24 protein-coding genes are annotated in these 19,141 nt (G+C 66.7%); 16 read left to right on the top strand and 8 right to left on the bottom strand.

The window, feature by feature from the left end:
* Positions 1-3: 3 nt before the first annotated feature.
* Genes dapB through AAHH99_RS06645 form a run of 4 tightly spaced genes read left to right on the top strand, consistent with a single transcriptional unit; the run spans position 4 to position 2,121 of the window.
* Positions 4-738, top strand: a complete 735-nt coding sequence (gene dapB / locus AAHH99_RS06660) for a 4-hydroxy-tetrahydrodipicolinate reductase (RefSeq protein ID WP_418767957.1) — start codon at positions 4-6, stop codon at positions 736-738.
* Positions 738-1,205 (top strand): hypothetical protein, encoded by a 468-nt coding sequence (locus tag AAHH99_RS06655; protein WP_064428291.1) that lies wholly within the window; start codon positions 738-740, stop codon positions 1,203-1,205. The genes dapB and AAHH99_RS06655 overlap by 1 nt, the downstream gene beginning before the upstream one ends.
* Entirely contained in the window at positions 1,202-1,660 is a 459-nt protein-coding gene (locus tag AAHH99_RS06650; RefSeq protein WP_418767956.1) for a flavodoxin family protein, read from the top strand. Before AAHH99_RS06655 ends, AAHH99_RS06650 begins: the two co-directional genes overlap by 4 nt.
* Before the next feature lie 2 nt (positions 1,661-1,662).
* Positions 1,663-2,121, top strand: a complete 459-nt coding sequence (locus AAHH99_RS06645; RefSeq protein ID WP_418767955.1) for a hypothetical protein — start codon at positions 1,663-1,665, stop codon at positions 2,119-2,121.
* On the opposite strand, the gene AAHH99_RS06640 is transcribed toward AAHH99_RS06645, so the two are convergent.
* Both AAHH99_RS06640 and AAHH99_RS06635 read right to left on the bottom strand, forming a co-directional pair.
* Complete coding sequence (locus AAHH99_RS06640) at positions 2,115-3,038, bottom strand: HpcH/HpaI aldolase/citrate lyase family protein (protein ID WP_064428288.1); 924 nt, start codon at positions 3,036-3,038, stop codon at positions 2,115-2,117. The two genes, AAHH99_RS06645 and AAHH99_RS06640, sit on opposite strands and share 7 nt — an antisense overlap.
* A 57-nt stretch (positions 3,039-3,095) precedes the next feature.
* A complete protein-coding gene (locus AAHH99_RS06635) occupies positions 3,096-3,836 on the bottom strand; it encodes a dienelactone hydrolase family protein (protein WP_064426051.1) in 741 nt (246 codons plus the stop codon).
* 43 nt (positions 3,837-3,879) lie between these two features.
* On the opposite strand from AAHH99_RS06635, the gene AAHH99_RS06630 reads away from it, so the two are divergent.
* Genes AAHH99_RS06630 through AAHH99_RS06620 form a run of 3 tightly spaced genes read left to right on the top strand, consistent with a single transcriptional unit; the run spans position 3,880 to position 6,409 of the window.
* Complete coding sequence (locus tag AAHH99_RS06630) at positions 3,880-4,680, top strand: thymidylate synthase (protein WP_418769534.1); 801 nt, start codon at positions 3,880-3,882, stop codon at positions 4,678-4,680.
* The gene (locus AAHH99_RS06625; RefSeq protein ID WP_418767954.1) at positions 4,670-5,158 is read left to right on the top strand and encodes a dihydrofolate reductase; all 489 of its coding nucleotides are present in this window, start codon (positions 4,670-4,672) and stop codon (positions 5,156-5,158) included. The genes AAHH99_RS06630 and AAHH99_RS06625 overlap by 11 nt, the downstream gene beginning before the upstream one ends.
* Positions 5,159-5,191: 33 nt before the next feature.
* Positions 5,192-6,409, top strand: a complete 1,218-nt coding sequence (locus AAHH99_RS06620; protein ID WP_418767953.1) for a winged helix-turn-helix domain-containing protein — start codon at positions 5,192-5,194, stop codon at positions 6,407-6,409.
* Between the two features lie 30 nt (positions 6,410-6,439).
* On the opposite strand, the gene AAHH99_RS06615 is transcribed toward AAHH99_RS06620, so the two are convergent.
* Positions 6,440-6,739 carry a DUF4193 domain-containing protein gene (locus tag AAHH99_RS06615; RefSeq protein ID WP_066809211.1) on the bottom strand — a complete coding sequence of 100 codons (300 nt, stop codon included), beginning with the start codon at positions 6,737-6,739 and terminating at the stop codon, positions 6,440-6,442.
* A gap of 228 nt (positions 6,740-6,967) precedes the next feature.
* Here AAHH99_RS06615 and thyX point away from each other — a divergent pair, with 228 nt between their 5' ends.
* From thyX to AAHH99_RS06600, 3 genes are read left to right on the top strand one after another with little or no spacing between them, the layout of a single operon-like run.
* A complete protein-coding gene (thyX, locus tag AAHH99_RS06610; RefSeq protein WP_418767952.1) occupies positions 6,968-7,732 on the top strand; it encodes an FAD-dependent thymidylate synthase in 765 nt (254 codons plus the stop codon).
* 23 nt (positions 7,733-7,755) lie between these two features.
* The gene (gene dapA / locus AAHH99_RS06605) at positions 7,756-8,658 is read left to right on the top strand and encodes a 4-hydroxy-tetrahydrodipicolinate synthase (protein ID WP_418767951.1); all 903 of its coding nucleotides are present in this window, start codon (positions 7,756-7,758) and stop codon (positions 8,656-8,658) included.
* On the top strand, positions 8,658-10,337 hold the full coding sequence (locus tag AAHH99_RS06600) for a ribonuclease J (protein WP_418767950.1): 1,680 nt from the start codon (positions 8,658-8,660) through the stop codon (positions 10,335-10,337). The genes dapA and AAHH99_RS06600 overlap by 1 nt, the downstream gene beginning before the upstream one ends.
* Positions 10,338-10,590: 253 nt before the next feature.
* Here the strand turns inward: AAHH99_RS06600 and AAHH99_RS06595 are convergent, their stop codons facing one another.
* From AAHH99_RS06595 to AAHH99_RS06585, 3 genes are all read right to left on the bottom strand, one after another.
* Entirely contained in the window at positions 10,591-11,403 is an 813-nt protein-coding gene (locus AAHH99_RS06595; protein WP_418767949.1) for a mycofactocin-coupled SDR family oxidoreductase, read from the bottom strand.
* On the bottom strand, positions 11,403-11,729 hold the full coding sequence (locus tag AAHH99_RS06590; RefSeq protein WP_418767948.1) for a putative quinol monooxygenase: 327 nt from the start codon (positions 11,727-11,729) through the stop codon (positions 11,403-11,405). Before AAHH99_RS06590 ends, AAHH99_RS06595 begins: the two co-directional genes overlap by 1 nt.
* Positions 11,730-11,796: 67 nt before the next feature.
* On the bottom strand, positions 11,797-12,249 hold the full coding sequence (locus tag AAHH99_RS06585; RefSeq protein ID WP_418767947.1) for a DUF2834 domain-containing protein: 453 nt from the start codon (positions 12,247-12,249) through the stop codon (positions 11,797-11,799).
* A 98-nt stretch (positions 12,250-12,347) separates the two neighbouring features.
* Between AAHH99_RS06585 and AAHH99_RS06580 the strand changes: the two genes are divergently transcribed.
* Positions 12,348-14,843: a DNA translocase FtsK gene (locus tag AAHH99_RS06580; protein ID WP_418767946.1), complete on the top strand. Its 2,496-nt coding sequence runs from the start codon at positions 12,348-12,350 to the stop codon at positions 14,841-14,843.
* Between the two features lie 48 nt (positions 14,844-14,891).
* Here AAHH99_RS06580 and AAHH99_RS06575 read toward each other — a convergent pair whose 3' ends face one another.
* Positions 14,892-15,401: an amino-acid N-acetyltransferase gene (locus AAHH99_RS06575; RefSeq protein WP_198957133.1), complete on the bottom strand. Its 510-nt coding sequence runs from the start codon at positions 15,399-15,401 to the stop codon at positions 14,892-14,894.
* 41 nt (positions 15,402-15,442) lie between these two features.
* Between AAHH99_RS06575 and pgsA the strand changes: the two genes are divergently transcribed.
* From pgsA to pspM, 5 genes are all read left to right on the top strand, one after another.
* Complete coding sequence (pgsA, locus tag AAHH99_RS06570; protein ID WP_064428481.1) at positions 15,443-16,039, top strand: CDP-diacylglycerol--glycerol-3-phosphate 3-phosphatidyltransferase; 597 nt, start codon at positions 15,443-15,445, stop codon at positions 16,037-16,039.
* Positions 16,017-16,505, top strand: a complete 489-nt coding sequence (locus AAHH99_RS06565; protein WP_418767945.1) for a CinA family protein — start codon at positions 16,017-16,019, stop codon at positions 16,503-16,505. Before pgsA ends, AAHH99_RS06565 begins: the two co-directional genes overlap by 23 nt.
* A gap of 83 nt (positions 16,506-16,588) precedes the next feature.
* Positions 16,589-16,909 (top strand): transcriptional regulator ClgR, encoded by a 321-nt coding sequence (gene clgR, locus AAHH99_RS06560; protein WP_064395243.1) that lies wholly within the window; start codon positions 16,589-16,591, stop codon positions 16,907-16,909.
* A gap of 116 nt (positions 16,910-17,025) precedes the next feature.
* Positions 17,026-17,841, top strand: a complete 816-nt coding sequence (gene pspA, locus AAHH99_RS06555) for a phage shock protein PspA (protein WP_066841468.1) — start codon at positions 17,026-17,028, stop codon at positions 17,839-17,841.
* Between the two features lie 15 nt (positions 17,842-17,856).
* Entirely contained in the window at positions 17,857-18,687 is an 831-nt protein-coding gene (pspM, locus tag AAHH99_RS06550) for a phage shock envelope stress response protein PspM (RefSeq protein ID WP_418767944.1), read from the top strand.
* Here the strand turns inward: pspM and AAHH99_RS06545 are convergent, their stop codons facing one another.
* Positions 18,688-19,128 (bottom strand): limonene-1,2-epoxide hydrolase family protein, encoded by a 441-nt coding sequence (locus tag AAHH99_RS06545; protein WP_418767943.1) that lies wholly within the window; start codon positions 19,126-19,128, stop codon positions 18,688-18,690.
* Positions 19,129-19,141: the final 13 nt, after the last annotated feature.

The raw sequence follows: 19,141 nt of genomic DNA, 5'->3' as shown, positions 1-19,141 counted from the left end.
GCCATGCGAGTCGGAGTGCTGGGGGCAAAGGGCAAGGTCGGCGCGACGATGGTCGAGGCCGTGCAAGCCGCCGAAGACCTGACCTTCACCGCGGGAGTCGACGCGGGCGATCCGTTGAGCCTGCTGACCGACAGCCAGACCGAGGTCGTCATCGACTTCACCCATCCCGACGTCGTGATGGACAACCTCGAGTTCCTCATCGGCAACGGGATACACGCCGTCGTCGGCACCACCGGGTTCACCGACGAGCGGTTGGAGACCGTCCGGGAATGGCTGGACGCCAAACCCGATGCGGCGGTCCTGATCGCGCCGAACTTCGCGATCGGCGCGGTGTTGTCCATGCATTTCGCCCAGCAGGCCGCGCGGCACTTCGAATCGGTTGAAGTCATCGAACTGCACCATCCGCACAAGGCCGACGCCCCGTCCGGCACCGCGGCGCGCACCGCGCGACTCATCGCCGAGGCGCGAAAAGACATGCCGCCCAACCCCGATGCCACCAGCACCGGTCTTGACGGCGCGCGGGGTGCTGACGTCGACGGGGTTCCGGTTCATTCGGTGCGCCTGGCCGGGCTGGTCGCTCATCAGGAGGTGCTGTTCGGCACGCAGGGGGAGACGCTGACGATCCGGCACGACAGCCTGGACCGGACCTCCTTCGTGCCAGGAGTCCTGCTCGCGGTGCGGCGGGTGGCCGAACGGCCGGGGCTCACCGTGGGTATCGAGCCGCTCCTCGACCTCTGATGGCCGACGGCGGGCGCGTCCTGCGCATCCAGCTGCTGATCGGCTTCATGTGTGTCGCGCTGGTCGTGTACTTCGTGCTGCTCGGCCGTCTGGCGATGGCATTTGTCACGACCGGGGAGCCCGCCGCCGTCGGGCTGGGCCTGGCGCTGATGGTGCTTCCACTGATCGGGCTGTGGGCCATGCTCAGCACGCTGCGCGCCGGCCTGGCCCATCAGCGGCTTGCGCGGATCTGCCACGACGAGGGGATGGAACTCGACGTCAGCGCGCTGCCCCGGATGCCGTCCGGGCGAATCCAGCGCGACGCCGCCGACGCGTTGTTCGTTACCGTGCGTGCGGAACTGGACAACGACCCGCAGAACTGGCGACGGTGGTATCGCCTGGCGCGTGCCTACGACTACGCCGGTGACCGCAGCAGGGCGCGGGAAGCGATGAAGAGGGCTGTCGAGATGGAGGAGCGGGACCGATGAGCAGGACGCTGTTGGTCGTGCACCACACCCCGTCGCCGGGAACCCGCGAACTGCTCGAGGCCGTCCTCGCAGGCGCCGGGGATCCCGAAATCGAGGGCGTCGAGACCGTGGTTCGCCCGGCGCTGGCCGCCACCCTGCCCGACATGCTCGACGCCGACGGCTACCTGTTCGGGACCACGGCCAACTTCGGGTACATGAGCGGCGCGCTCAAGCACTTCTTCGACACCGTTTACTACCCGAGCCTCGACCATGTCGGCGGCCGGCCGTACGGCGTGTGGGTGCACGGCAACAACGACACCGTCGGCGCGGTCAACGCGGTGGACAAGCTCGCGACCGGACTCGCCCTGACCAAGGCCGCCGATGCGCTGGAGGTCGTCGGCGGCGTGGACGCGGGCGTGCGGGAACGCGCCTACGAACTCGGTGGCACACTGGCCGCGACGCTGATGGAGGACTAGCCATGCCGGGGATCGCCGAACTCGCCTTGGGCGCAGCTCCTATCGCAGGAGGAGCGATGATGGGTGTGATCGCGGGCAATCTCAAGCCTCCCGATGTACGCGGCCTGATCGCCAAGGACCTCGACCTGCTGGACCGGATTCCTCTCGAGCAGGCCGAGCGGCGGGCCCGGCTGCAAGCGAGTATCGATCAGCGCATCGACGATCTGATCTCAGCGGGCGAGCGGACGCGCGAACTTCGTCAGGCGGCCATGTCCTACGAGGGCAACTGGCGCGACATCGTGGTGTTCATCTGCGCGATCCTGTTCACCGTCGTGTGGTGGAACGTCGACCACGACCGGACGAACTGGCTGGTGATGTTCGTCGCGATGATCCTGCTGTCGGTAGCGGCGGGGATATACGCGGGGCGCGGTGTGTTGCGCGCCGTCCGCCACTTCATGCGCAACCGCGACGGCGGTCAGTAGTGGTAGGTATCCGACGGCGCCGGGATGTGTGCGGGATCGTCGACGTCGTCGAACTCCGAAACCTCGATGCCGTACGCGCGGGCCAGGTCCAGGATCTTGTTCGCCCTGGCGATCCGGGGTAGATCGGACCCGTTGCGGATCTCACCGCCGTCACGGTCGAACTCGACGAAAAACTCCTTGGCCCAGGCGATTTCCTCGGGTGACGGGGAAAGGCCCTCGTTGACCGTGGTGCACTGTTCGGGTGTGAGGCAGATCTTGCCCGTCATACCGAACTCGACCGACACCGCCGTGGCCTCGCTGAGCTTGAGCGCACTCGAACCGACCGTGGGACCGTCGATCGCGCTCGGGAGGTGGGCGGCCTTGGCCGCGATCGTGAACCGCGACCGAGCGTAGGCCAGCGTGGTCGGACTCTCGCCGAAGCCGGTGTCGCGCCGGAAGTCGCCAATGCCGAAGGCCAGCCGGAACGTGCCCTTGGCCGCCGCGATCGCGGTGATGCGTTCGAGCCCCCGGGCGGTTTCGACCAGCGCGACGATCGGCACCCCCGGTAGCCGATTGGCGGTTTCGGTGACGTGGTCGACGGACTCGACCATCGCCAGCATCACCCCACCGACCGACGTCTTGGCCAGAGCGTCGAGGTCGTCGGCCCACCACGGCGTGCCGAAGCCGTTGACGCGGACCCAGTCAGTGTTCCCCTCGGTCAGCCAGCGCACGACGTTGTCGCGGGCGACGTTCTTGTCCTTCGGTGCGACGGCGTCCTCGATGTCCAGGACGACGATGTCGGCTCGTGACCGCACGGCAGGGGCGAACCGGTCGTACTGTGCGCCGTTGACCAGCAGCCAGCTGCGGGCCAGCACCGGGTCGATACGCGAGCCGACGTCCTCGTGGTCCGCGTGAGCGCCGTGATCCTGAACGTCCATCGGATTATCGTCGCGTATCGGTCCGGCAGGGTGTGACTGGACCCGGTGGAATGCGCCTCAATTGGGCAGAGCGGATTCGAACAGCTCCTGCAGTGCGATCCAGTGCCGTTGGGCGGCCTCTTCGTCGTACGGGGCGTTGTCGGGCACCGCGAAGCCGTGGCCGGCTGGATAGAACTCCACCGTGTGGGCGACGTTCGCTGCGGTCAAAGCTTTGTCGAGGGTTTCGGCGTGCGCGTTGGTGAAGCCCTGGTCTTTCTTTGCGCCTGCGACATAGACGGTGGCCTTCATCCGGTCGGCGAGCAGGTGCGGGCTGGTGGGTTCGTCGGTGACCAGGCCACTGGCGTGGAAAGATCCCGCCGCGGCGACCCGGTCGGGTACACGACCGGCCACGATGACCGAGGTCCGCCCGCCCATGCAGTAGCCGCAGACGCCGAATGTGTCGCCCTTGACCTCCGGCCGTGACTGCAGGAAGTCAAAGAAGGCTGCGGCGTCGGAGGCCATCATGTCCGGGGTGATCGAGGAGATCATTCCGAACAGGCGTTTGCGCTGCTTCGGGTCGGTGAACGCGGTTTGCATGTCGAACGGCTCCCAGTCGCCGTGGCGGTAGTACACGTCGGGCAGCAGCACCGCATGGCCGAAGCCCGCCAGCCGCGCGGCCATTTCCTGGAAGGTGTCGCGGACTCCGCCGGCGTCGACGTACATCACGACACCGGTCCACGGTCCGGGACCGTTCGGGGTGTGCAGGGTGACAGGGCAGGTGCCGTCGGCAGTGGTGACGGTCGTGGAGATGCTCGGCATGGCCTCCGTTCTACTCGCCGGGTCTGGAAGTAAGCTGACCGACGTGCCGATCGCCACCCCGTACGAGGATCTCCTGCGGCTGGTGATGGAGCGTGGGACCCCGAAGTCCGACCGCACCGGCACCGGCACCCGCAGCCTGTTCGGTCACCAGATGCGCTACGACCTTGCGGCCGGTTTTCCGCTCATCACCACCAAGAAGGTGCACACCAAGTCGATCGTGTACGAGCTGTTGTGGTTCTTGCGCGGCGACTCGAACGTGCGCTGGCTACAGGAGCGCGGCGTCACCATCTGGGACGAATGGGCATCTCCGACAGGGGATCTCGGCCCTGTGTACGGTGTGCAGTGGCGGGCGTGGCCGACGCCGTCGGGCGAGCACATCGACCAGATCCGCGCCGCGCTGGAGCTGCTGAAGTCCGATCCCGACTCGCGCCGCAACATCGTCTCGGCGTGGAACGTCGGGGAGATTCCGCAGATGGCGTTGCCGCCGTGCCACGCGTTCTTCCAGTTCTACGTCGCCGACGGCAAACTGTCGTGCCAGCTGTATCAGCGCAGCGCCGATCTGTTCCTCGGGGTGCCGTTCAACATCGCCAGCTACGCGCTGCTGACCCACATGATGGCGGCGCAGGCCGGGTTGGAGGTCGGCGAGTTCATCTGGACGGGCGGCGACTGCCACATCTACGACAATCACGTCGAGCAGGTGCAGTTGCAGCTCAGCCGCGACCCCCGGCCATACCCCGAACTCGTTCTGGCGCCGCGTGATTCGATCTTCGACTACACCTACGAAGACGTCGCCATCCTCAATTACGACCCGCATCCAGCGATCAAGGCCCCGGTTGCGGTCTAACGTCGGACTCATCTGGGCACAGTCGAGCTCTGGTGTCATCGGCCGCGGCGGCGGTATCCCATGGCGCCTGCCCGAGGACCAGGCCCGATTCAAGGAACTGACGATGGGCCACACCGTCGTGATGGGCAGGTTGACGTGGGAGTCGCTGCCCGCCAAGGTCCGTCCGTTGCCCGGGCGTCGCAACGTGGTGCTCACCCACCGGCCCGACTACGCGGCCGAGGGGGCAGAGGTGGTGGCGTCGCTGGACGACGCGCTGACCGATGATCCGGTCTGGGTGATCGGCGGTGCGCAGATTTACCTGGCTGCCCTGCAGGTCGCTACCCGCTGCGAGGTGACCGAGGTCGAGATCGACCTGCCGCGTCAGGACTCCGACGTGATGGCCCCGGTGCTCGACGAGTCCTGGATCGGTGCGGCGGGGGATTGGCTGACCAGCACCTCGGGATTGCGCTACCGCTTCTACAGCTACCGGAAGCGCTGACGCGCTGTCGGTGCCGTCCGGCACGATGAAGACGTGCCGACCAGACTCACGGCCAATCAGGCGCGGCGTGTCGCCGTCGCTGCGCAAGGTCTCGCCGAGCCGCGTCCGCGGGGCTCTGTCACCCGCGCGCACCTGCGCAGGCTGATCTCTCGGATCCAGGTGTTGCAGTTGGACTCGGTGTCGGTGTCGGTGCGCGCGCATTACGCGCCGGTGTTCAGCCGGCTCGGGCCCTACGACCGCGATGTGCTCGATCGGGCGGCGTGGAGTCATTCGGGGCGGGCTCCGCGGGTGCTCGTCGAGTACTGGGCGCATGAGGCCGCGCTGATGGCCGTCGACGACTGGCCGCTGCTGCGCTGGCGGATGCGCGAGTACACGCACGGCAGGTGGGGCAAGGAGATCGTCAAGAAGAACGCCAAGCTGGTTGACGACGTGGTCGGCGCCGTGACGGAGTTGGGCCCGTCGACCGCAGGCGAGATCGAGGCGTATCTGGGCGCTGAACAACGCGGCCGGAAGGGTCCGTGGTGGGACCGCAGCGACACGAAGTGGGTGACCGAGGCGTTGTTCGCGTCGGGGGTGCTGACGACGGCCACTCGGGTCGGATTCGCCCGGCACTACGATCTGTCGGAGCGGGTGCTGCCGCCGGAAGTGTTCGCCCGTGAGGTTGATGAGGCGGATGCCGTCAGGGAGTTGGTGCTGAGGGCGTCGGGCGCTCTCGGGGTGGGCACCGAGCAGGACATCCGCGACTATTTCCGGCTGTCGCCGGCGCAGGTGAAGCCTGCGATCGCGAAACTGGTCGTCGACGGCGAGCTGGAACCGGTGGAGGTCGACGGATGGAAGGGGCCGGCATATCTGCGCGCGGGACAGATCATTCCGCGACGCGATCGCGGAACGGCGCTGCTGTGCCCGTTCGATCCGCTGATCTTCTTCCGGCCGCGGGTGGAGCGCCTGTTCGGCGGCTTCAGGTACCGCATCGAGATCTACACCCCGGCAGCGAAGCGGCAGTACGGCTACTACGTGTGGCCGTTTCTGCTCGACGGTGAACTGGTCGGAAGGGTCGATTTGAAGGCCGATCGGGCCGCGGGCGTCCTGCACGTTGTGGGCGCGTTCGCGGAGGAGGGCGCAGAGCGGTCGCGGGTAGCTCCGGCGTTGGCGGACAAACTGCGGACCATGGCGTCGTGGCTCGGGTTGTCAGTCGTCACGGTCGGCGCGAACGGCGACCTGGTCGACGACTTGCGCCGAGAGTCGGGTTGACGCAACCCGACACTCGGCCGGAAACGACGCTCAGACGCAGTCGGCGCAGATCGTGCGGTCGCCAGATTGCAGTGCCAGCCGGCTGTGGTGCTGCACCAGGAAGCAACTTGAGCAGGTGAACTCGTCGGCCTGCTTCGGGATCACCCGGACCGTGAGCTCTTCACCGGACAGGTCCATGTCGGGCAGGACGATCGGGTCGACCCCGTCACCGTCATCGACGTCGAGAACTGCGATGTCAGCCTGGCCACGCCGGGCGGCGATCGCCTCGAGTGACTCATCGACCGCTTCGTCGGTTTCCTTCGCACGGGGTGCGTCGTAATCGGTGGCCATCGGTCACACTCCCTCTCTAGATCGGCGTCTGGGTAACACCGATTGAGAACGGATTTGTTCCCGGCCCGCGCGCGGTCGAAACGTGGTTTCTTCGCTTGGTTCGCCGCCGAATGTGCGATCTGATCCGCTGCAACCGGCGAGTCGCGGATGAAACCGCACACCCGGTGGTCGGCTCGGCGCAGATTGGGCGCTCACGGGCATCTCCGACGGCCCGCGTTAGGGTGAGCCGTGGCCGAGACCTCGCCGCTGCGTGTTCAGCTGATCGCCAAGACGGAGTTCACCGCGCCGCCGGAAGTGCCATGGGAAACCGACGCCGACGGCGGACCCGCGCTCGTCGAGTTCGCCGGCCGCGCGTGCTACCAGAGCTGGTCGAAGCCGAATCCGCGCACCGCGACCAACGCGGCCTACATCCGCCACATCGTCGACGTCGGACATTTCTCGGTGCTCGAGCACGCCTCGGTGTCCTTCTACATCACCGGCATCTCGCGGTCGTGCACACACGAGCTGATCCGTCACCGCCACTTCTCGTATTCGCAGCTCTCGCAGCGGTACGTTCCAGAGCACGACGCGCAGGTGGTGGTGCCTCCGGGCATCGAGGACGACCCCGAGTTGACGGAGATGTTCGCCGTCGCCGCCGACGCCAGTCACGCCGCCTACACCGAGCTGCTCGAACGCCTCGAAGCCAAATTCAGGGGCGACGAGCCCGGGGAGCAACTCGGTGTGCTGCGACGCAAGCAGGCGCGACAGGCCGCCCGTGCGGTGCTGCCCAACGCCACCGAGACCCGCATCGTCGTGACCGGCAACTACCGCGCGTGGAGGCATTTCATCGCGATGCGGGCCAGCGAGCACGCCGACGTCGAGATTCGTCGGCTGGCCATCGAGTGCTTGCGCCGACTGGTCGACGTCGCACCCCAGGTGTTCAGCGACTTCGAGATCTCCGCGCTGTCCGACGGCACGGAGGTCGCCACATCCCCTCTGGCCACGGAAGCGTGACCATCAACGAGTAATCTGAGCCCGTGAGCACCAGCGGAATCGATGTGAGGGCCCGGTTGGGCACCGTGCTGACCGCGATGGTGACTCCGTTCAAGCCCGACGGCATGCTCGACACCGAAGCCGCGGCCCAGCTGGCGACACGACTCGTCGACGCCGGCTGTGACGGCCTGGTGCTGTCCGGGACCACCGGCGAGTCGCCGACCACGACCGATGCCGAGAAGATCGCACTGCTGCGGGCGGTGCTCGACGCCGTGGGTGACCGGGCACGCATCATCGCCGGTGCGGGCACTTACGACACCGCGCACAGCGTGCATCTTGCGCGGGCGTGCGCGGCCGAGGGCGCGCACGGGCTGCTGGTGGTGACGCCGTACTACTCGCGCCCGCCGCAGGCTGGGTTGCTGGCCCACTTCACCGCGGTGGCCGATGCGACGCCGCTTCCGGTGGTGCTCTACGACATCCCGCCGCGGTCGGTGGTGCCGATCCAGTGGGAGACGCTGCGCATGCTCGCCGAGCACCCCAACATCGTGGCCGTCAAGGACGCCAAGGGCGATCTGCACGGCGGCGGGCAGATCATCGCCGAGACCGGGCTGGCGTACTACTCCGGAGACGACGCGCTCAACCTGCCCTGGTTGGCCATGGGCGCCGTCGGATTCATCAGCGTCTGGGGCCACCTGGCCGCCAGCCAGCTGCGAGAAATGTTCTCGGCCTTCCAATCCGGCGATATCGCGACGGCCCGCAAGATCAACGTCACGCTGGGCCCGCTGGTCGACGCGCAGGCCCGGCTCGGTGGCGTGACGCTGTCGAAGGCCGGGTTGCGACTTCAGGGCTTCGACGCCGGTGACCCCAGGCTGCCGCAAGTACCGGCCACCCCTGCACAACTCGACGCGTTGGCCGCAGATATGCGGGCGGCCGCGGTGCTGCGGTAGTGAACGAAGAACTGAACCCACCGGGGCCACTGGCCCCAGGCGGACTTCGGGTCACTGCGCTGGGCGGGATCAGCGAAATCGGTCGCAACATGACCATATTCGAGCATCTGGGCCGGTTGCTCATCGTCGACTGCGGGGTCTTGTTCCCCACCCACGACGAGCCCGGCGTCGACCTGATCCTGCCCGACCTGCGCCTGATCGAGAACCGCCTCGACGAGGTGGAGGCGCTGGTACTGACCCACGCGCACGAGGACCACATCGGCGCGATCCCCTTCCTGCTCAAGCTTCGCCGCGACATCCCGGTGGTCGGTTCGAAGTTCACGCTCGCCCTGGTGGCCGAGAAGTGCCGCGAACACCGGATCAAACCCGTCTTCGTCGAAGTCGACGAGGGCCAGAGTTCCAGACACGGTGTGTTCGAGTGCGAATACTTCGGGGTCAACCACTCGATACCCGGCTGCCTTGCCATCGCGATCCACACCGGCGCCGGCACGGTGCTGCACACCGGCGACATCAAGCTCGATCAGTCTCCGCCCGACGGGAAACCCACCGACCTGCCCGGTATGTCGCGGCTCGGCGATGCCGGGGTGGACCTGTTCCTGTGTGATTCGACCAACGCCGAGATCCCCGGGGTGGGGCCGTCGGAGAGCGAGATCGGTCCGAACATGCACCGGCTGATCCGCAGCGCCCAGGGCCGCGTCATCGTGGCCTGCTTCGCCTCCAATGTCGGTCGCGTACAGCAGATCATCGACGCGTCGGTGGCGCTGGGCCGCAAGGTGGCGTTCGTCGGCCGGTCGATGGTCCGCAACATGGGCATCGCCAAGGAACTCGGATACCTCACGCTGGAAAACGATGACGACATCATCGACATCGGCGCCGCGGAGATGATGGCACCTGAACGCGTCGTGCTCGTCACCACCGGAACGCAGGGAGAGCCGATGGCGGCGCTGTCGCGGATGTCGCGCGGTGAGCACCGCAGCATCACCTTGACCGCGGGCGACCTCATCATCATGTCGTCGTCGCAGATACCGGGCAACGAGGAAGCGATCTTCGGAGTGCTTGACGCGCTGGCTAAGATCGGCGCGCGTGTCGTCACCAATGCGCAGGTGCGCGTACATGTTACGGGGCACGCTTACGCCGGTGAACTGCTGTTTCTCTACAACGGTGTGCGCCCTCGCAACGTGATGCCCGTGCACGGCACCTGGCGGATGTTGCGTGCCAACGCCGGTTTGGCCGCCCGCACGGGGGTCCCCGAGGACAACATCGTGCTGGCCGAGAACGGCGTGAGCGTCGACCTGGTGGCCGGGCGGGCGTCGATCGCGGGCGCGGTGCCCACAGGCAAGATGTTCGTCGACGGGCTGGTCACCGGCGATGTGGGGGACGCCGTGGTCGGTCAACGGCTCACGCTCTCTTCGGGGTTCATTGGCATCACGGTCGTCGTCCAGCGCGGCACAGGCAAGCCTGCGGCGGCGCCGCACCTGCACTCTCGCGGCTTCTCCGAGGACCCGAAGGCTCTCGAGCCGGCCACCCGCAAAGTCGAAGAGGCACTCGAAGCGCTTGTGGCCGAACGGGTCACCGATATCAACCGCATCGCCCAGGCGTCGCGGCGCGCCGTCGGCAAATGGGTGGGGGAGGTCTACCGGCGCCAGCCGATGATCGTGCCGACGGTCATCGAGATCTGACTCTTGGGTCTGGCTAGGACACGTCGCGGTGCCGGTCGCCGGTATGGCCAGCCTCACCAGCCTCCGCGGGACCAAGTTGTGGGCTACCCGCCTCTGAGCGAATTATTCGCTACTGACGAATATTTCGCTCGTAGCTGGGCAGTCAGAGAGGCATCACCGAGAGATAGAAGAGGCGGCTGCAACTGCTGAGCCACATGCGCAGCATGCACCGAGGCCCGGTATATCTCGCCGCTAGTTTCTCCCTCGCAAGAGCTCAGCGTTTGTTGACCGACCCCGCGTCGACGGGAAGCGCGACACCGGTGACGTAACGCGCCGCGTCGGAGACCAGCCACGCCACCGCGTTGGCGATGTCTTCGGGTTGCAACACCTGCACCGGCAGCGCATTGCCCATGTCCTGGGGTGACTTCTCCGCGATGCTGCCCAGCCACCGCCGCGTCGCCTCGTTGTTGATCATCGGGGTGTCCACACCGGCAGGGTGCACCGAGTTGACGCGGATACTGTGCGGTGCAAGCAGATTGGCATACAGCCGCATCAGCCCGACGATGCCGTGTTTGGCGGCGACGTAGCCGATCGCACCGGGATCGTCGCTGCCCATTCCGACCAGGCCCACGACCGAACTGGTGAGCACGATCGAGCCGCCCTCGCCGGTGGCGATCAGCGCAGCCTTGGAGACCTCGACCGTGTGATGGACGCCGGTGAGGTTCACGTCGATCACATCGCGCCACCCGTCGGCGCCCGACTGCATGGGCGCGATTCCGGCGTTGGCCACGACGATGTCGAGGCGGCCGAACTCGTCGACACCGGCCTGCAACGCCGACGCCAGCGCATCCTGCTCGCGAACATCGGCCTGGCGAGCCACGATTCGCGCACCGGTGTCCTCGACGAGCTTCACGGTCTCGGCCAGATCGTCGCCCGTCGCCAATGGGTAGGGCACCGAGGCGATCTGGTCGCAGAGGTCGACGGCGATGATGTCGGCGCCGTCGGCGGCCAACTTCACCGCCTCCGCGCGGCCCTGGCCCCGCGCTGCGCCCGTGATGAACGCGACTTTGCCTGCGAGCCCGGGCATCAGAACCGCAGCGCGCCCTTGTTCGGGTCGCCGGCGACAACCGGCTGCAGCATCTTGATGTCCGGCGCCCCGTCGAGGTGCTCACCGACCGCGCCGAACAGCTCAGCTATGGCCGGTGCGGTGCTGTGCGTCTTGAGGGCGTCCTCGTCCGCCCACTGCTCGACGAACACGAAGGTGCCGTTCGCCTCGTGCAGCGCGTAGAGCTCGCAGCCGGGCTCTTGGTGGACCGCCTCGATGGCCCTCTTGCAGGCGTCCCGCACCGTGTCAACGGATTCGGGCTTGGCGGTCATGGTGGCGACAACGACAACTGCATTTGGGCTGGACATCAGGCGCCGACTCCTCGGTGAGTGCTGCTGGACGAGTGCACAGCCTACCCAGCGACACCTGCGACGTTCAGACCACGTCGATCCAGATCGTGAACGCCACGGCAAGCACCGCGACGAGAACGAGCCCAACGGTGTCCCCGACACCGATCCGCGGGGCCTCGGTGCGGTGGATGCGCAACTCGCGCGCCAGGAGGAATAACGGGAACGTCACGCTGATCGCGACAAGGAACGAGGCGATGACGTACACCCAGACGAATTGGATGCCGTGTTTGCGCGCCTCGAACACCATGAAGATGATCACGGCGAGCCCGAACAGGGTGATGTCCGCGGTGATGGAACGCGACGCCGGGCTGACCTTGGTTTCTTCCCAGAACACGCGGAGCATGTTCGCCCCGCGGTCGAGGTAGGCCAGGTTCTGGCTCCAGGTGGCGATCAGCGCGACGAGCGCGATGACGCCATAGGCGGCACACAGCGCTTTGGTGGTGGTCGGCAGACCCGCCGACGTGTTGGTTTCGGTCATTTCCGCACGGTAAGTCGCGAAACCGCATCAATCGATACGCATCTGTTACCCGTGTGGCAGATGGTGATTATGGGGCTGGAGCGACTAGGCTTACATGCATGCCTAGTAAGACCGCCGCGCGCTCTGGAAGTCGTTCGACCAGGTCAAAACAGGGCGCGCGATCGGGTGGCCGAGCGGCGCCGCGGCGTAAGCCGGCGCCGCGCAAGACCACGTCACCGCGCCGGACGTCGTCACCCATCTCATCGGCCGGTGCCTCGGTGGGCCGCGGTGTGCGGGCGGGTTGGCTGATGGTGGCCAAAGGCGCGGGGACCACCGCGCGTTCGGTCGGGCGGGCCCGCGACCTGGAACCCGGTCATCGCCGTGATGGCATCGCGTTGGCACTTCTCGGCCTGGCGGTGATCCTCGCAGCGAGTTCATGGTTCGGTGCCGCCGGTCCGGTCGGCGACTGGCTCGACATGTTCTGGCGGACGCTGATCGGCGCCGCCGTCGTGCTCGTGCCGATCGCTCTGGCCACCGTCGGTGTGACGCTGATGCGCACCGAGCCGGATCCGGACGCCAGGCCGAGGCTGATCCTGGGTTCGGCGATGATCGCGCTGCCCGCGCTCGGGTTGTGGCATCTGTGGGCCGGTTCGCCGCAGGATCCGGTGGCACGCCGACATGCCTCCGGCTTCTTCGGGTTCGCCATCGGCGGTCCGCTCTCCGACGGGCTGACAGCGTGGATCGCCGCGCCGCTGTTGTTCATCGGTGTGGTGTTCGGCGTATTGCTGGTGACCGGCACGACGATTCGCGAAGTGCCCTCGACCGTGCGCTCCATGTTCTCCGCCCGCGGTTACGACGAATACGACTACGACGAGTACGACGACGAGGACACCGCCGTCATATCCGAGTCCGACGATTTCTCCGACGGCTACTACGACGATTCATTCCCACCCGGCCCGCCCGGCGACCCGAACGCCTACGACGCCGAACAGGCATGGCCGACCGGCACGCCGATGGAGAACTACCCGCTCTCCGACGAAGCGCCGACGATTCCCGAACCGACCGCCAAGACGCGCAAGAAGAAGCAAAAGCAGTCGACGATGACGCTGGACCGCGTGGTCGACGGCCCGTACGCGCTACCGTCGCTCGAGCTTCTGATCGCCGGCGATCCTCCGAAACGGCGCAGCGCGGGCAACGATCGAATGATCGAGGCGATCACCGAGGTGCTCGACCAGTTCAAGGTCAACGCATCGGTCACCGGATGCACTCGGGGCCCGACCGTCACCCGGTACGAGGTCGAACTCGGACCGGGCGTCAAGGTCGAGAAGATCACTGCGCTGCAACGCAATATCGCCTATGCGGTCGCGACCGAGAGTGTCCGGATGCTGGCGCCCATCCCGGGCAAGAGTGCGGTCGGTATCGAGGTTCCCAACGTGGATCGCGAGATGGTGCGCCTGGCTGACGTGCTGACCGATCCGAGTACCCGGGGTGACCACCACCCGCTCGTCATCGGTTTGGGCAAAGACATTGAGGGCGAGTACATCTCGGCGAACCTCGCCAAGATGCCGCATCTGCTGGTCGCCGGCTCGACCGGTTCCGGTAAGTCGAGCTTCGTGAACTCGATGCTGGTGTCGCTGTTGGTGCGGGCCACACCGGAGGAGGTCAGGATGATCCTGATCGACCCGAAGATGGTGGAACTGACGCCTTACGAGGGCATTCCGCACCTCATCACGCCGATCATCACCCAGCCGAAGAAGGCCGCCGCCGCGCTGGCGTGGCTGGTGGAGGAGATGGAGCAGCGCTATCAAGACATGCAGGCCTCGCGCGTGCGCCATATCGACGACTTCAACAAGAAGGTGCGCTCCGGCGAGATCACCACACCGCTGGGAAGTCAGCGTGAGTACAAGCCCTATCCGTACATCGTCGCGATCGTCGACGAGTTGGCCGACCTCATGATGACCGCCCCGCGCGATGTCGAGGATGCGATCGTGCGCATCACCCAGAAGGCCCGCGCGGCAGGCATTCACCTGGTGCTGGCCACGCAGCGACCGTCGGTGGACGTCGTCACCGGCCTGATCAAGACCAACGTGCCGTCACGGTTGGCGTTCGCCACGTCGTCGTTGACCGACAGCCGCGTCATCCTCGACCAGCAGGGCGCCGAGAAGCTGATCGGCATGGGCGACGGGCTGTTCCTGCCGATGGGGGCCAATAAGCCGATCCGTCTGCAGGGCGCATTCATCACCGACGACGAGATCCACGCCGTCGTGGAAGCGACCAAGTCGCAGGCCGAACCGGAGTACACCGAGGGCGTCACCAACGCCAAGACAAACAGCGAGCGCACCGACGTCGACCCCGACATCGGCGACGACATGGACGTCTTCCTGCAGGCGGTCGAGTTGGTGGTGTCGAGCCAGTTCGGGTCGACGTCGATGTTGCAGCGCAAACTGCGCGTCGGTTTCGCCAAGGCGGGCCGGTTGATGGATTTGATGGAGACCCGCAACATCGTCGGGCCGAGCGAGGGTTCCAAGGCCCGTGAGGTTCTCGTCAAACCCGACGAACTGGCCGCGACGCTGGCGTCGATCCGCGGCGCCGACACCCCAGAAGACGACGAGTGATTGGTGCACCGCTAGGAGCGCTCAGCGCAACAAAGTGTGCACAAATCGCTAGAGGGTCAATAGCATTCGGGTGTTGCCGAGGATGTTCGGCTTGACGTAGGACAGGTCGAGGAACTCGGCGACGCCGGTGTCGTACGAGCGGCACATCTCCTCGAAGACCTCCGCGGTGACGGGTGTTCCGTCGATCTCCCGAAACCCGTGCTTGCTGAAGAACTCGACTTCGAAGGTGAGCACGAAGATCCGCTCGAGGCGCAACTCGCGCGCGACGTCGAGCAGTTTGTCGACGATCGCGTGCCCGACGCCCTGGCCTCTGACCTTGGGATGCACGGCCACGGTGCGCACCTCGCCGAGGTCGGACCACAACACGTGTAGCGCGCCGCAGCCGAGCAGTTCGCCGCCCAGTTCGGCGACCCAGAACTCCTGAACTGCCTCATAGAGCGTCACCAGGTTCTTCTCCAGCAGGATCTTGCCGGAGTAGATGTCGACCAAGGTTTTGATGGCGGGGACATCCGAAGTTCGCGCACGCCGCACGACGACCTCGCCGGATTCTGCGCTCACAGGTGGAGAGTATCGGTTCGGGCAACCGATATTCTGTTGCGGTGTCGGGCCAACCCCATACTGATCCGCTGGTTCCGCGCGCCCGTATAGCGAACATCGCGAATGTGCTCACCGGCGTGCGGATGGCGTTGGTTCCGGTTTTCCTAGTGGTGCTGTTCGTCGGCGACGGGCATGAAACATTCTGGCGGATAGCCGCATTCGTCGTGTTCACCGTCGCGGTGATCACCGACCGGTTCGACGGGGCACTGGCGCGCAACTACGGCATGGTGACCGAGTTCGGCACACTGGCCGACCCCATCGCGGACAAAGCCCTCATCGGCGCGGCGCTGATCGGGCTTTCGCTACTGGGCGACCTGCCGTGGTGGATCACGGTGGTGATCCTGACCCGGGAGATCGGCATCACGGTGTTGCGGTTCGCGGTGTTGCGTCACGGCGTGATCCCGGCCAGCCGCGGCGGAAAGCTCAAAACCCTCGTACAAGGGGTGGCGATCGGGCTGTTCGTGCTGCCGCTGTCGGGTGCGTGGCTGGCCGCGGCGTGGGTGGTCATGTGCGCGGCCGTCATCCTGACCGTCGTCACAGGGGTCGATTACGTCGTGACGGCCATCAAGGACTCCCGTGGACGACCCGCTGGTCAGTGACGACGCTCGCGTGTTGGTCGCGGACCTCACCGTGCACGGGCAGACGGTCGCGACCGCCGAATCGCTGACCGCAGGCCTGCTGGCGGCCACACTGGCCGGCGTGCCGGGGGCGAGCGCGGTGCTACGCGGCGGCCTTGTCACCTATGTAGAGGACACGAAGATCTCGCTGGCCGGGGTGACACGCCAGATGCTCGACGAGGTTGGGCCCGTCGCAGCGCCGACCGCTCGCGCACTCGCCGTGGGAGCCCGAATGCGTTGCGAGGCGACCTGGGGCGTGGGTCTCACCGGTGTTGCCGGACCCGAGCCCCACGGCGGCCACCCCGTCGGGACGGTGTTCCTCGGCATCGCCGGGCCGGTTGAGACCGACGTCGTCGAGTTGCGGCTGGACGGATCGCGCTGGGAAATCCGCCTCGCGGCGGTCCGGGAGGCCGTCGTGCGCCTGCGGTCGGCCCTCACTCGACAGTGATCTGCGCCATCCGGGAACCAACTAGCCCACGCTCTGCGTTGCCCTATTGGATCCCCAGACACTGACTCCGAAGGGAGAGCACGATGACGGCATTGCTGCGCGAGGTGATCGGCGACGTGCTGCGTCGTGCCCGCGTCGACCAGGGACGCACCCTGCGCGAAGTGTCCGACACCGCCCGGGTCAGTCTGGGCTACCTCTCCGAGGTCGAACGCGGCCGCAAGGAAGCTTCGAGCGAATTGCTCAGCGCGATCTGCGGTGCCCTCGACGTTCCGCTGTCCCAGGTGCTCTTCGACGCCGGTCAGGAGATGGAGCGTGAGGAGAGTGCCGCCTTCGCCGGTGCCGCCAACATCGACGCCACCACTAAGGTGGTCATCCCGCAGGTCGTGTCGATGGCGGTCGCCTGACGCGCTGAGCCGACCACGACCGACTGTGGTGATACGCGCTGACCCGATAGATTGGGCAGCACGGGAAGCCGGGCCGGCGAGTCCGACACAACGACACGAAGGCGGAGTGAACTGACATGGCCAATCCGTTCGTCAAGGCGTGGAAGTACCTCATGGCGCTGTTCAGCTCCAAGGTGGACGAATACGCCGACCCGAAAGTGCAGATTCAGCAGGCCATCGAGGAAGCCCAGCGCCAGCACCAGGCCCTGACCCAGCAGGCCGCCCAGGTGATCGGCAACCAGCGCCAGCTCGAGATGCGTCTGAACCGCCAGCTCGCCGACATCGAGAAGTTGCAGGTCAACGTGCGGCAGGCGTTGACGCTGGCCGATCAGGCCGTCGCCAACGGTGACGCCGCCAAGGCCACCGAGTACAACAACGCCGCCGAAGCGTTCGCGGCGCAGCTGGTGACCGCAGAGCAGAGCGTCGAGGATCTCAAGACCCTGCACGACCAGGCGCTCAACGCGGCCGGCCAGGCTAAGAAGGCCGTCGAGCAGAACGCGATGATGCTGCAGCAGAAGATCTCCGAACGCACCAAGCTCCTGTCCCAGCTTGAACAGGCCAAGATGCAGGAGCAGGTCAGCTCGTCGCTGCGCTCGATGAGCGAGTTGGCCGCCCCGGGCACCACGCCCAGCCTCGACGAGGTGCGCCAGAAGATCGAGCGCCGGTATGCCAACGCCATGGGCGAGGCCGAGTTGGCGCAGAACTCGGTGCAGGGCCGGATGTTGGAGGTCCAGCAGGCGAGCGTGCAGATGGCCGGGCATTCCCGGCTGGAGCAGATCCGCGCCTCGATGCGCGGTGAGCAGTTGCCCGCGGGCGGCAACGCCGCGCCGCAGCCCGCGACCCCGGCGACCAATCCGCAGCAGGCGACACCGGAAAATCCGCTGTCTCAATAGTTCGTGAGGACACCAGTGAGTTCGCAGAGGAGTCGACCCGAGCCGTTACGCTCGCTGGTGCAACGTGGTGTCCAGAACGGCATCGACACGGCCGCCGAGTGGTCCGATGTCCTGGCCGACAAGCTGAACGCCGCCGCTGACCCGCGCGCCAAGCTGCTCCGCAAGCGCCGCTGGGCGCTGCGGCTCACCGTGTTCTTCACGATTTCCTGCGTGTTCTGGATCGGCGTGACCGGCGTGGTGGCCGCATGGGATGTTCCCGCATGGGCGCTGCTCATCCCGTCGCCGATCGCCGTCGGCGCCGCTTTCTTGGCCACGCTGACGTTGTTGCGGTACCGCTGGCTGCGACGCGAGCCGCTGCCCCCTCCACGGTCCCGCGCCACCCGCAGGCTTCCACCGTGGGGATCGGCCGCACGCCCGCCGATGGCGGCGTTGGCCACCTCCGAGCGTGGATTTTTCTCGCTGCTCGGGGTACTGGAGCGCGGACGGATGCTGCCGCCGGATGAACTTCGCGAGCTGGCCGCCGCGGCAAACCAGACCGCGACGACCATGGCAGCCACCGCGAACGAAGTGATGTCGACGGAACGGGCGGTCCGCGCGACGCCGCAATCGCGCGCCCACCTGGTGCCCACTATCCAGGCGTTCACGGCGCAACTCGATCACGGGGCGCGGCAGTACGGCGAAATGGTCAACGCCGCAGCACAACTGGTGTCGGCGGCGAACGCCGGTCCGACATCCACCTCACCGATGTGGCAACAGCGTTACCGCGACGAGCTGTCCAATGCCACCGATCGGCTGGTCGGCTGGGCCGAGGCGTTCAACGAACTCGGCCACGTCCGCGGGGCCTAGTCACATCGTGGGGCGCAGCGCAGGGAACACCGCCGCGACCAGACCGCGCACCGTCGCCTTGAGGAAGTCCAGAGTGTCGAAGTAGTCGCGCCACAACGTGATTCGGCCGGCGTGCACCTCGAACGTTCCGCACACCCAGAACTGCAGGCGCACCGGTCCGAACACCAGCGCGTCGGTGCGTTCGGTGAGCACGGAGCTGCCGTCGGCGGCGATGCGGTGAATTTTCACCTCGAAGCCGAACCGGCCCTGACCGCGACGCATCAGGCCGATGATGCGCTGGCGGCCGCGGATCGTGGGGTAGCCGACGTTGTGCCATTCGGCGTGATCGGCGAGCAGGCCGTCGGCGGTGTCGAAATCCTCGTCCTGCAAGGCGTAGAGGAACGTTTCCACCGCCCGGATGTTGTCGACGTCGTTTTTCAGTTCAGAAGCCTGGTCGGTCATGGGCGCAAGCCTA

The sequence above is a fragment of the Mycobacterium neumannii genome, assembly GCF_048452905.1.
Classification (GTDB): domain Bacteria; phylum Actinomycetota; class Actinomycetes; order Mycobacteriales; family Mycobacteriaceae; genus Mycobacterium; species Mycobacterium neumannii_B.
The sequence above is the reverse complement of the archived record's forward strand: the minus strand, read 5'-3'. Positions and strand labels throughout refer to the sequence as shown.

What these genes read in the sequence shown, in the direction of transcription:
- dapB (WP_418767957.1), top strand. Translation starts at nt 4, where the DNA reads ATGCGAGTCGGAGTGCTGGGGGCAAAGGGCAAGGTCGGCGCGACGATG.
- AAHH99_RS06655 (WP_064428291.1), top strand. Translation starts at nt 738, where the DNA reads ATGGCCGACGGCGGGCGCGTCCTGCGCATCCAGCTGCTGATCGGCTTC.
- AAHH99_RS06650 (WP_418767956.1), top strand. Translation starts at nt 1,202, where the DNA reads ATGAGCAGGACGCTGTTGGTCGTGCACCACACCCCGTCGCCGGGAACC.
- AAHH99_RS06645 (WP_418767955.1), top strand. Translation starts at nt 1,663, where the DNA reads ATGCCGGGGATCGCCGAACTCGCCTTGGGCGCAGCTCCTATCGCAGGA.
- AAHH99_RS06640 (WP_064428288.1), bottom strand. Translation starts at nt 3,038, where the DNA reads ATGGACGTTCAGGATCACGGCGCTCACGCGGACCACGAGGACGTCGGC.
- AAHH99_RS06635 (WP_064426051.1), bottom strand. Translation starts at nt 3,836, where the DNA reads ATGCCGAGCATCTCCACGACCGTCACCACTGCCGACGGCACCTGCCCT.
- AAHH99_RS06615 (WP_066809211.1), bottom strand. Translation starts at nt 6,739, where the DNA reads ATGGCCACCGATTACGACGCACCCCGTGCGAAGGAAACCGACGAAGCG.
- AAHH99_RS06595 (WP_418767949.1), bottom strand. Translation starts at nt 11,403, where the DNA reads ATGCCCGGGCTCGCAGGCAAAGTCGCGTTCATCACGGGCGCAGCGCGG.
- AAHH99_RS06590 (WP_418767948.1), bottom strand. Translation starts at nt 11,729, where the DNA reads ATGTCCAGCCCAAATGCAGTTGTCGTTGTCGCCACCATGACCGCCAAG.
- AAHH99_RS06585 (WP_418767947.1), bottom strand. Translation starts at nt 12,249, where the DNA reads ATGACCGAAACCAACACGTCGGCGGGTCTGCCGACCACCACCAAAGCG.
- AAHH99_RS06580 (WP_418767946.1), top strand. Translation starts at nt 12,348, where the DNA reads ATGCCTAGTAAGACCGCCGCGCGCTCTGGAAGTCGTTCGACCAGGTCA.
- clgR (WP_064395243.1), top strand. Translation starts at nt 16,589, where the DNA reads ATGACGGCATTGCTGCGCGAGGTGATCGGCGACGTGCTGCGTCGTGCC.
- pspA (WP_066841468.1), top strand. Translation starts at nt 17,026, where the DNA reads ATGGCCAATCCGTTCGTCAAGGCGTGGAAGTACCTCATGGCGCTGTTC.
- AAHH99_RS06545 (WP_418767943.1), bottom strand. Translation starts at nt 19,128, where the DNA reads ATGACCGACCAGGCTTCTGAACTGAAAAACGACGTCGACAACATCCGG.